Consider the following 11,536-nt stretch of genomic DNA (forward strand, 5'->3'; position numbering starts at 1 on the left):
CTTATCTCCTATCTAAATAACTTTTTAATATAATGCTAGCAGCAATCTGATCCACGTATTTTTTTCTATTTTCTCTTCTAACTTTAGACTCAATTAAACATCTCTCTGCTGATACTGTAGTTAGCCTTTCATCTTCATAAACAAGATTAATCCCAGACCTATCTTTAATTCTTTCAGCAACATTTTTTACCCTACTTACTTGCTTACCAGAATCACCATTCATATTTAGTGGTAGTCCACAAACTAAAAGTGTAACATCATATACATTTATGACATCAATAACACTTTGTATATCAGTGTTTAAATCTTTTCTTTTAATAGTCTTTAGGTTAGAAGCTATCATGCCTAAAGGATCAGAAATGGCTAGACCAATTGTCTTCGTACCTATATCTAGGCCGAGTATTCTTCCCATATAACCATCCTTTTTATATAATAAATAATACAAAATTAAAAAAAATTAATTAAAAATTATTATATAGAAAATCTAATTTTAATTATAGCTTATCTTTTTATATAGCTATGTAAATTTAAATTATGTTAAGCTGTAACAAAATTAGAGAGTAGCAGTAGTATAACTACCACTACTCTTAATTTTTATTTATTTTTTAAATAATTATCAAGCAATTCTCCTAGGATTTTATCTCTATCTATCCTTCTTATAAGGTTTCTTGCATTATCATGACTAGTAATATAGGTAGGATCTCCAGATAGAATGTAACCTATTATTTGATTTTTTGGATCGTAACCTTTTTTTTCTAGTGCTGAATATACTTTAGTTAAAATATCTTTTACTTCTACAGTTTCTTTTTGTGGTTCAAATCTCATAGTTTCATTAAATTTTTCATTCATAATAGATCCCCCTATCTTTTTTATATTAAGTCTTTTACTTTTTTTAGAGCATCATCTAATTTAGATATATCCTTACCTCCAGCAGAAGCAAAGTCATCTCTACCTCCACCGCCGCCTCCAGTTAGCTTAGCAACCTCTCTAATAATATTACCCGCTTTAACACCTTTTTTAATAAAGGATTTACTAACTCCAGCTGTAAATTGAATAGACTTTCCATTGGTACTTGCAAGTACAACTACCCCATCTCCAATTTTATCTTTGATTTTGTCAGTTAAGCTTCTTAGTGTGTTCATATCAAGTCCATCAAATTTAAATGTGACAAGTTTTCCGCCATCAAAATCTTTTGCCTCACTAATTGCTTTTTCTATATCACTATCAGTAGAGCTTAATCTTAACTTTTCAATTTCCTTTTCCTTTTCTCTAAGATCTATCATAACAGTTTTAGCTCTCTTTGACAAATCATTTTGATTTGTTTTTAATTCAATAGCAGTATCTTCAATAGTCTTTTCAAGCATTTTAAAGTTTTTATAAAATTCTCTACCTGTTATAGCTTCGATCCTTCTTACGCCAGCTGCAATTCCTTCTTCTTTTTGAATGGAAAACATTCCAACTTCACTTGTTCTAGAAAGGTGAGTTCCTCCACAAAGTTCCATAGAAACATCGCCCATCTTTACTACCCTAACAATATCCTTATACTTATCTTCAAATAATCCAATTGCTCCTATTTTATTAGCCTCTTTAAGATCCATCTGGCTAGTTTCAATTGGAAGATTCATATCAATATAGCTATTTACAAGCTCTTCTATTTTTTCAAGATCTTCTTTCTTTATAGCTTCAAAGTGAGTAAAGTCAAATCTTAACCTCTTATCATCTACCAATGAACCAGCTTGATTAATATGAGGTCCTAAAACTTCTTTAAGCGCCTTGTTTAGTAAGTGAGTTGAAGAGTGATTTTTAGCAATTTGATGGCGTCTAATTCTATCTACTTCAAAAGTAAGCTTATCATTAATTTCCACAGTTCCTTCTACTATTTCACAAATATGATAGATAATTCCATCTGCATTTTTCTTAGTATCTATAACCTTAATTTTTAAATTATCTCCATAAATAAATCCAGTATCTCCAACCTGTCCTCCACCTTCTCCATAAAAAGGAGTCCTGTCGGCAACTAGAATAAATTCACCTTCACTTACTTTATTTTTTCTATCTTCATCTACAAAAAGTTCAGTCACGCATCCCTCAGATTTAAGTTCAGTGTATCCTAAAAACTCAGTTGATTTGCTATTAAACTCAATATTAATGCCTGTGTTTGAAAATCCACCGCTTGAAGTTCTACTTGCCTTACTTCTTAGCTTTTGCTTATTCATTAATTCTTTAAAAGCATTTTCATCAACATTGATATTTTTTTCATCAGCTATTTCTCTAGTTAGATCAATAGGAAATCCATAGGTATCGTAAAGCTTAAAAACTTCTTCTCCATCCAAAATATCTCCATTTTTTAAATTAGCTAGAAGATTATTTAATTTTTGAAGGCCTGCCATTATAGTTTCTTGGAATTTTTCTTCTTCTGCATAAATAATTTTAAAAATTCTTTCCTTATCACGTTCTAAAACAGGATAAGCATTTTTATATGATTCAATAACAGTTTCTCCAACCTTAGTTAAAAATTCTCCATCTATACCAATAAGTCTACCATGGCGGATAGCTCTTCTCATAATTCTTCTAAGAACATATCCCCTAGCCTCATTTGAAGGAATAACTCCATCAGCTATCAAAAACATAAGAGCTTTTATATGATCGGTTATAACCCTTATAGAAGAATCAATTTTTTTGTCTTCACCATATTTTTTATGTGAAAGATTTTCAATAGTCTTTATTATTTTATCATTTACATCAATTTCAAAAATATTTTCCTTACCTTGAACAATTAAAGCTAATCTTTCAAGGCCCATTCCAGTATCTATATTTGGATGATCAAGAGGAATATATTCGCCATCTTTAGTTTTATTAAATTGAGTGAAAACTAAATTCCAGAACTCTAAAAACCTATCACAATCACATCCAGGCTTGCAATCATCTTTGCCGCATCCATATTCTTCTCCCCTATCAATATGGATTTCAGAACATGGTCCACAAGGTCCAACTTCTAGTTCCCAAAAATTATCTTCTTTACCTAGTCTAACAATTCTTTCCTCTGGAAATTTAACCTCATCTTTCCATATATTATAAGCTTCATCATCATCCTTATAAACTGATACCCAAAGCTTATCTGTATCCATTTCAATAACTTCAGTAATAAATTCATAAGCCCATTTAATTGCATCCCTCTTGAAATAATCTCCAAAAGAAAAATTCCCAAGCATTTCAAAGAAAGTTCCATGTCTTGAAGTCTTACCAACTAAATCGATATCAGCAGTTCTTATACATTTTTGAGAAGAAGTAGCTCTATTGTTAGGCATCTTCTTAACGCCCATAAAATAATCTTTTAGTGGTGCCATTCCTGCATTTATAAGTAGAAGAGAGTCATCATTCTCAGGTACTAAAGAAAAAGATTCAAGTCTATTATGTTTTTTTTCAGCAAAAAACTTTAAAAAAGCTTCCCTTAACTCATTAACACTTAAATTTTTCATAATTACTCCTTTTTATAATCGATTAAATTAAAAAACTTTTCCTTCATAGTAGGGCCAAGGTGTTTAATAACAACTTTTCCTGTTGCAACTACAGGAACAGAAAAAATCATTCCTGCAACTCCAAACATTCCTCCACCAATTATTAAAGATAAAAGAATAACGAGTGGGTGAAGGCCAACAGATTTACCCAAAATTCTTGGTCCAATAACATTATTTTCAACCCACTGAATTGCAACAAAAAGTATAGCCACAAGAATAGCCATATAAGGTCCTTTTATAAGGGCTAGGACAATAGCTGGTACAAATCCCAAAAATGGACCAATATATGGAATAATATCAGCAATCATAGTTATAAGACCTATAACTAAAGCAAAATCTATTCCTAAAATAAGTAGCACAATAGTGGTTACTACTCCAACGAAAATAGCCATGAGTATTCTAGCTCTTACAAATTCTGACATAGATTCATCAATATCTTTAAATAAATTTGAAACCTTGTTATTTTTATAAATGCTTAAACTTTTTATTTTAGAAATTAACTTATCCTTATCAAGAAGTATGTAAAAACTTACAACTGGAATTAAAGCTATCCTTATAAAAACACTGGCATAACCGGAAGCATTAGATCCAAGTTCTGTAATGAATTTAAAAAGTGAAATTTGTATTTTATTTGCATATTCTTGAAAACCTTCTGAAATATTATTATAAAAAACAGCTAACTGTTCATTGTTTCCTGTGAAGTTAACTGCAATAGAATCAATTGTCTTTTCAACTTCATTTAAAATATTTGGTAGGGACCTCAAAAGTTTCTTTAACTCATCAATAGTAATAGGTACAACTAGTCCAATTAAAATAATGAAAAATCCAAAAATTATGAGATAGCTTACAAGAATAGCATAGGCTCTTTTGTTTAGCTTCTTTTCAAAATAATTAACTAATGGATTTATAATATAAGCTACTACTACCGACAAGATTAAAGTTATTATAGTGCTAAGTATAATAGGATATTTTTTAAAAATAAAAATAACAAAAATAACACTTATAATTAAAATTAAGGTTCTTATAATATTAACTCTACTTAAAATAATTTTATTTGATTCACCAACGTGCTTATTACCAATATTAATTAGATAATAAATTGAAGTTAGAACAAAAGCTATTATAATAATAATTAAAATATTTTGTAAATTAATTTGTTCCATAACTCCTCCTATATAATATATTATACCATTTTTATCTAATAAAGAAAAGTAACCAGCTTAAAGTCTTAAAGCTTCAAGCTGGTTAAAAATTAATGATCGTGATCAAAATCTTTATTTGGGTCGTAATTTTCTAGTCCCTTGATTTTATATCCTGATTTTTCTTGATAATCATATAGAGCAGCTTTTAAGGCACCTTCTGCTAAAACTGAGCAGTGCATTTTAATAGGTGGAAGTCCGTCAAGTGCTTCAGCAACAGCCTTATTGGTAAGCTTAATTGCCTCATCAACTGATTTTCCCTTAATAAGTTCAGTTGCCATTGATGAAGATGCTATAGCAGATCCACATCCAAAAGTTAAAAATTTTACATCTTCAATAATTCTATCTTTATTAATCTTTAGATACATTCTCATAATGTCTCCACACTTAGCATTGCCAACTTCGCCAATTCCATCAGCATCAGCTATCTCACCGACATTTCTTGGATTTCTAAAGTGATCCATTACTTTTTCTGAGTATAACATATTTTAAATTATTTCCTTTCAATAAAATTTTTATATAAAGGTGACATATCTCTAAGTCTCTGTACAATTTCCCTTAGTGATTCTACAACATAATCAACATCTTCTTCAGTTGTTTCATCTGAAAGAGTTAATCTTAAAGAGCCATGAGCAATTTCATGAGGTAGACCTATTGCTAACAAAACATGCGATGGGTCTAATGAACCTGAAGTACAAGCTGATCCGCTTGAACCCATAATTCCCTTGTCATCTAATAATAAAAGTAAAGACTCTCCCTCAATATATTTAAAGCAAATATTAAGATTGTTTACAAGTCTTTTTTCATCATCCTTTGCTCCATTGAGTCTAGAAAATTCAATTTCATTTAAAATTCTATCCCTTAATCTATCTCTTAGGGCTGAAATTTTTTTGTTTCTAGCTTCTAAGTTTTCATAGGCTAATTCAAAAGCCTTAGCATATCCAACTATACCTGCAACATTTTCAGTTCCAGCTCTCTTTCCTCTTTCTTGGTTTCCACCGTCAATTAAATTGTCAAGTTTAACCCCAGTTCTAACATATAAGATACCAATTCCCTTTTGAGCGTGAATCTTATGTCCAGACATACTCATCAAATCAATATTATATTCGTCTGGGTTAATCCTGATTGAACCAACGGCTTGAACTGCATCTGTGTGGAATAATACTCCCTTGTCCTTACAAATTTTACCAATTTCTTTAATTGGTTCTATAGTACCAATTTCATTATTCGCAAACATAATAGAAACTAAAATAGTCTTATCTGTAATTGCGTTTTCTACATCTTTTGGATTAACAAATCCTTCTTCATCAACGTCAAGATAAGTTACTTCAAAACCTTCTTTTTCAAGAGCAGCCATAGTGTGTAATACAGCATGGTGTTCAATCTTTGTCGTAATAAGATGATTTCCCTTATTTTTGTACTTATGAGCTACACCTTTTATAGCCCAATTATCTGACTCAGAACCGCCTGATGTAAAGAAAAGTTCTTTAGGTTTGCATCCAAAATAGGAAGCAATTTTATCTCTAGATTCTTCTATAGCAACTTTGGATTTATTTCCAAATGAATATATAGAAGAAGCATTTCCATAGCCTTCTTTAAGCCATGGTAGCATTGCATCTAAAACTTCATCAGCTATCTTTGTAGTAGCTGCATTATCTAAATAAATTTGTCTATTCAATTTTTATCCTCCAATCTTATAGACTCATTTGCTTTTTTTCATCACTTAGCATATCTTCAAGCGTATAACCATCAACTGCCTCATCTAGATAACTCTGAATTCTCTTATAAACTATCATTTCAGCAACTGCATCACTTCTCTTGAAAATATTATCTTCTAAAGCACTTTCGGCTGAAAAAAATTGATTTTCCATATTTCTAAAAATATCACCAATTGTAATATCTTTAGGACTTCTAGCAAGACTATATCCTCCATGAGCACCTCTTGTACTCACAACTAAGTTAGCTTTTTTAAGTTTTCTAACTAACTGTTCTAAATAATTTTCAGGAAGCTCCATATTTTCTGCAATTTCTGAAAGAGGAGTAGGCTGATCAGAAGAGTATTTTGCTAAGTAGTACATAATCTTTAGTCCGTAACGACCTTTTGTAGATAATCTCATAATTTCTCCCCCTTAGAGAAATAATATATGTTAAATTTATATTTTAAAATACCCTCTGCTTTATATAGCAAATTTTAATACATACTAATATCATAAGTATTATACTATATATAGATTTAAAATAAAAGCAAAAATATAAAATAATTACTCTATCAAAGATAGAATGCCAATATTTTATATATACCCAAAGTTTATATTATTTAATAATTTGTAGTAAAAAATATTATAACCTATTTATGCTTTGTAATTTTAGTGTTTTTTTGTTAAAGATATAGTAGTTTTTAAAAATCCTGCTTAAAATTTATAATTTTATTGTTAAAATATATAATTTAATATTAAAATTTTGGAAAATAAAATAATTAGTAAATAAATTTTGACTAAAAGACTAATTAATGAAAAAACCACCTAAGTATAGGTGGTAAAAAGAAAAAAAAGACAAAAACATATATAAAAGGTAATTTAGAAACATACCTTCCAATTTATGTTTCTATATTAATTTTATCACAATTAAAATAAATTACAACAATATTAAAATTGTATCTCATAATTTATGATTAAGTGAAAATTTTTTTGTGCTAAAACATAGTAAAAAAACAAGGGTCGATATTGACCCTTGTCCATTAATTTTTTATTTTACTATTAAATTGATGATTTTTTCCTTAATATATATTACCTTTACTATATTTTTACCTTCTAGATATTTTTTGAACTCATCTTTAGATTTTATTAGTTCTACTAAATCTTCCTCATTAATTTCTCTGTCAACATCAATAGTATCTTTTGTTTTTCCTAAGATCTGAACTGGAATAGTTACTGTGTTTTCAGTTAATTTATTTTCATCATAACTTGGCCAGTCTTCATCATATACATAACTATCAAAAACTTCTTTGAAAAGCTCACTGGTAACATGAGGAGCAACAGGATATAGTAGTGTTAAATAAGTGCTAAAGTCTTTTTTAGTGATTTTATCTTTCTTTCTAAACTCATTCAAAAGTTCCATTAGAGCAGCAATAGCAGTATTATATTTTAAATTTTCATAATCATCTGAAACTTTTTTTATAGTCTTATTGATTAATATTTCTAAATCCTCTGAATAATTTTCCCCGTCTGTGATAATATCTCTAAGATTAAACACCTTTTCTAAAAACTTTCTACAGCCATTCATGCTACTATCTGACCAAGGAACGCTTTTTTCGAAGTCCCCTATAAACATTTCATAGCATCTTAGGGTATCTGCTCCATATTTTTCTACAACTTCATCTGGATTTACAACATTTCCTCTTGACTTAGACATTTTTTCACCATTTTCTCCAAGAATCATACCATGGCTCGTTCTTTTTAAGTATGGTTCTTTTGTTGAAACAAGATTTAAATCATATAGGAATTTATGCCAAAATCTTGAATAAAGTAAGTGTAGAGTTGTATGTTCCATTCCACCGTTGTACCAGTCAACTGGGCCATAATAATCTACAGCTTTTTTTGAAACTGGTTCTTTGTCGTTATGTGGATCCATATATCTTAAATAATACCAACTTGATCCTGCCCATTGAGGCATTGTATCTGTTTCTCTTTTTGCTGGTTTTCCACAAATTGGACAAGTTGTGTTAACGAATGAATCTATTTTTGAAAGAGGACTTTCTCCATCGTCTGTAGGTTCATAGTTTTCTACATCTGGTAATACTAATGGAAGATCTTCTTCTTTAACTGGAACATAGCCATGTTCCTCACAATATATAAGTGGAATAGGCTCTCCCCAATATCTCTGTCTAGAAAATACCCAGTCTCTTAATTTAAAGTTTTTAGTTTTCTTTCCTACACCTATTTTTTCTATTTCTTCTATGGCTTTTTCTTTTGCCTCATCTACGCTAAGTCCATCTAAGAATGAAGAGTTTATTAATGTTTTTCCCTCTGTATCAGTTATAGCTTGATCTTTAAAATCTCCTGAAATTACTTGTTTAATTCCCATATTAAATTTCTTAGCAAAAGCGAAATCTCTATCATCGTGGCAAGGAACAGCCATTATAGCTCCTGTTCCGTAAGACATAAGTATATAATCACTTACGAAGATTGGAAGTTTTTCCTTAGTAAATGGGTGAATGGCATATATTCCATCAAGAACTACGCCAGTTTTATCTTTATTAACTTCAGATCTTTCAAAATCAGATTTTTTTAGAGTAGCCTCTATATATTTTTTAACTTCATCGTAATTTTTGATTTTATCTTTATTTTTTTCAATTAGTTTATGTTCACAAGCTATTGCTAGGTAAGTTACACCAAAAATGGTGTCTGGTCTAGTTGTAAATACATTAATCTTTCCACCATCACTTGTTTCAAAATTAATTTCAGCCCCGTAAGATCTTCCAATCCAATTGATTTGAGCTGCCTTAACTCTTTGAGGATAATCTACTTCTTCAAGATCATCTATTAGTCTATCTGCATATTCTGTGATTTTAAGCATCCATTGGTTTTTAACCTTGTGAATAACTTCTCCTCCACACCTTTCGCAGCAGCCACCAATAACTTCTTCGTTAGAAAGACCTGTTTTACAAGATGGACACCAATTTATTGGCATTTCTTTTTTGTAAGCTAAACCTTTTTCAAAGAATTTTAAAAATATCCATTGTGTCCACTTATAATATTCTGGATCTGTCGTATTAATTTCTCTATCCCAGTCAAATGAAAATCCTAATGAGTTTAATTGACGTTTAAAATTGTCAATGTTTGCTTTTGTAACTTTTGCTGGATGAATTTTATGCTTTATAGCATAATTTTCAGTAGGAAGTCCAAATGCATCAAAGCCCATAGGATATAAAACATTATATCCTTCAAGTCTTCTTTTTCTAGCAACTACATCAAGAGCTGTATAGCTTCTAGGGTGACCAACATGAAGTCCTTGACCAGATGGATAAGGAAATTCAACTAAAATATAATATTTTTTCTTGTCTTCATTAATTTCTGTTTTCCAAGGTTTTTCTTTTCTCCAAATTTCCTGCCATTTTTTTTCAATAGCATTTGGATTATATTTATCCATTATATATTCTCCTTTCTAAAAGTCACAAGAGTTTACAGTTCTTGGGAATGGAATTACATCACGAATATTTTTCATACCAGTTAAGTACATTACCATTCTTTCAAAGCCCAATCCGTATCCTGCATGCTTAACTCCGCCATATTTTCTAAGTTCTAAATACCACTTGTAATCTTCTATCTTCATATGATTATCTTTTATTTTTTTCTCTAAAATATCAAGTCTTTCTTCCCTTTGTGAGCCACCTACAATCTCTCCAACTCCTGGAACTAGAAGGTCCATAGCTGCTACAGTCTTGTGATCATCATTTTCTCTCATATAAAATGCCTTGATTTCTTTAGGGTAATCAATTATAAAAACTGGACCATTAACTACTTTTTCAGAAATATATCTTTCGTGTTCAGTTTGTAAATCTATTCCCCACTCAACTGGATAATCAAATTTTTCTTTTGACTGTTTTAAAATTTCAACAGCTTCAGTATAAGTCATAACTTTAAAATCTTTACTTATAACATCTTCTAGCCTTTTTATAATACCTTTTTCAATAAAAGAATCAAAAAATTTCATTTCATCTTTTGCATTTTCTAAAACATAGCTAATAATATATTTAAACATATCTTCACAAAGGGCTATATTGTCATGTAAATCTGCAAAACTGATTTCAGGTTCCATCATCCAGAATTCTGCTGCATGTCTAGCTGTATTTGAATTTTCAGATCTAAAAGTAGGTCCAAAAGTATATATGTTTCTATGAGAAAGTGAATAAGCTTCACCTTGTAACTGACCAGATACTGTCAAATGTGTTCTTTTATTAAAGAAATCTTTAGTATAATCAACTTTACCATCTTCATTTTTTGGTGGATTTTCTATATCTAAAGTTGTAACTTGAAACATTTCTCCCGCACCTTCTGCATCAGAACCAGTGATTATAGGAGTGTGAATATATAAAAATCCTCTTTCGTTAAAGAATTTATGAATAGCAAAACTTAGCAAACTTCTAACTCTAAAAACTGCATTAAAAGTATTGGTTCTAGCTCTTAGATGTTCCATAGTTCTTAAATACTCAAATGTATGTCTTTTCTTTTGTAGCGGATAATCACTTAAAGAATCAGCTAAAAGTTCTACTTCTTTTGCTTGAATTTCGATTGGCTGTTTTGCTCCTTTTGTTTCAACTAATTTTCCAAAAACTCTAATACCGGTATAAAGATTAAACTTTCTAACTTCTTCAAAGTTTTCTAATTCCTTATCAACGACAATTTGTATTGGCTTAAAACAAGTTCCATCAGAAAGTTCTATAAATACAATGTTTTTAGAGTCTCTAAGATTTTTTACCCAAGCCATTATTTCAATATCATTTTCAATTAGTTCGGATTTTTTTTCAAAAATATCTCTTACTGTAAGCTTCATTTTTCCTCCTAAATTTAATTATATAAAAAAGCCTCCGTCCCTAAGGACGAAAGCTATTATTTCGTTATGCCACCCATAGAAGATTTTAACGCTATCCAATGCGTAAAGGCCTAATTAATTTCAGCATTTAAGCTCATAAGTGTTCTTCATATAAGTATTTGTTCGCTTCTCTCACCCTACAAGCGCTCTCTGTGACAAATTTAACCTATACTACTTTCTTAATCATAGCTTATTTTTTAAAATTATACCGAAATAATCTGGTTTTGT

General features: G+C 30.0%; 9 protein-coding genes. All 9 read right to left on the reverse strand.

What is annotated here, in order from left to right; translation table 11 throughout:
* Position 1: 1 nt before the first annotated feature.
* Positions 2 to 412 carry a Holliday junction resolvase RuvX gene (gene ruvX, locus VLK81_RS07390; protein WP_324619986.1) on the reverse strand — a complete coding sequence of 137 codons (411 nt, stop codon included), beginning with the start codon at positions 410 to 412 and terminating at the stop codon, positions 2 to 4.
* Positions 413 to 594: 182 nt separating this feature from the next.
* A complete protein-coding gene (locus VLK81_RS07395) occupies positions 595 to 849 on the reverse strand; it encodes an IreB family regulatory phosphoprotein (RefSeq protein ID WP_324619987.1) in 255 nt (84 codons plus the stop codon).
* Positions 850 to 869: 20 nt separating this feature from the next.
* Positions 870 to 3,479: an alanine--tRNA ligase gene (alaS, locus tag VLK81_RS07400; protein ID WP_324619988.1), complete on the reverse strand. Its 2,610-nt coding sequence runs from the start codon at positions 3,477 to 3,479 to the stop codon at positions 870 to 872.
* A gap of 2 nt (positions 3,480 to 3,481) precedes the next feature.
* On the reverse strand, positions 3,482 to 4,681 hold the full coding sequence (locus VLK81_RS07405; RefSeq protein WP_324619989.1) for an AI-2E family transporter: 1,200 nt from the start codon (positions 4,679 to 4,681) through the stop codon (positions 3,482 to 3,484).
* Positions 4,682 to 4,770: 89 nt separating this feature from the next.
* Complete coding sequence (gene nifU / locus VLK81_RS07410) at positions 4,771 to 5,202, reverse strand: Fe-S cluster assembly scaffold protein NifU (RefSeq protein ID WP_324619990.1); 432 nt, start codon at positions 5,200 to 5,202, stop codon at positions 4,771 to 4,773.
* 8 nt (positions 5,203 to 5,210) lie between these two features.
* A complete protein-coding gene (nifS, locus tag VLK81_RS07415) occupies positions 5,211 to 6,395 on the reverse strand; it encodes a cysteine desulfurase NifS (protein ID WP_324619991.1) in 1,185 nt (394 codons plus the stop codon).
* A gap of 16 nt (positions 6,396 to 6,411) precedes the next feature.
* Positions 6,412 to 6,834: an RrF2 family transcriptional regulator gene (locus VLK81_RS07420; RefSeq protein ID WP_324619992.1), complete on the reverse strand. Its 423-nt coding sequence runs from the start codon at positions 6,832 to 6,834 to the stop codon at positions 6,412 to 6,414.
* A 628-nt stretch (positions 6,835 to 7,462) separates the two neighbouring features.
* On the reverse strand, positions 7,463 to 9,865 hold the full coding sequence (gene leuS / locus VLK81_RS07425) for a leucine--tRNA ligase (protein WP_324619993.1): 2,403 nt from the start codon (positions 9,863 to 9,865) through the stop codon (positions 7,463 to 7,465).
* Positions 9,866 to 9,880: 15 nt separating this feature from the next.
* Complete coding sequence (gene asnS / locus VLK81_RS07430; protein WP_324619994.1) at positions 9,881 to 11,269, reverse strand: asparagine--tRNA ligase; 1,389 nt, start codon at positions 11,267 to 11,269, stop codon at positions 9,881 to 9,883.
* Positions 11,270 to 11,536 lie beyond the last annotated feature (267 nt).

The organism is Citroniella saccharovorans (assembly GCF_035481615.1).
Classification (GTDB): Bacteria; Bacillota; Clostridia; order Tissierellales; family Peptoniphilaceae; genus Citroniella; species Citroniella saccharovorans.

Bases quoted from the DNA above. Each gene is read 5' to 3' on its own strand.
- ruvX (WP_324619986.1), bottom strand. From the start codon at position 412: ATGGGAAGAATACTCGGCCTAGATATAGGTACGAAGACAATTGGTCTA.
- VLK81_RS07395 (WP_324619987.1), bottom strand. From the start codon at position 849: ATGAATGAAAAATTTAATGAAACTATGAGATTTGAACCACAAAAAGAA.
- alaS (WP_324619988.1), bottom strand. From the start codon at position 3,479: ATGAAAAATTTAAGTGTTAATGAGTTAAGGGAAGCTTTTTTAAAGTTT.
- VLK81_RS07405 (WP_324619989.1), bottom strand. From the start codon at position 4,681: ATGGAACAAATTAATTTACAAAATATTTTAATTATTATTATAATAGCT.
- nifU (WP_324619990.1), bottom strand. From the start codon at position 5,202: ATGTTATACTCAGAAAAAGTAATGGATCACTTTAGAAATCCAAGAAAT.
- VLK81_RS07420 (WP_324619992.1), bottom strand. From the start codon at position 6,834: ATGAGATTATCTACAAAAGGTCGTTACGGACTAAAGATTATGTACTAC.
- leuS (WP_324619993.1), bottom strand. From the start codon at position 9,865: ATGGATAAATATAATCCAAATGCTATTGAAAAAAAATGGCAGGAAATT.
- asnS (WP_324619994.1), bottom strand. From the start codon at position 11,269: ATGAAGCTTACAGTAAGAGATATTTTTGAAAAAAAATCCGAACTAATT.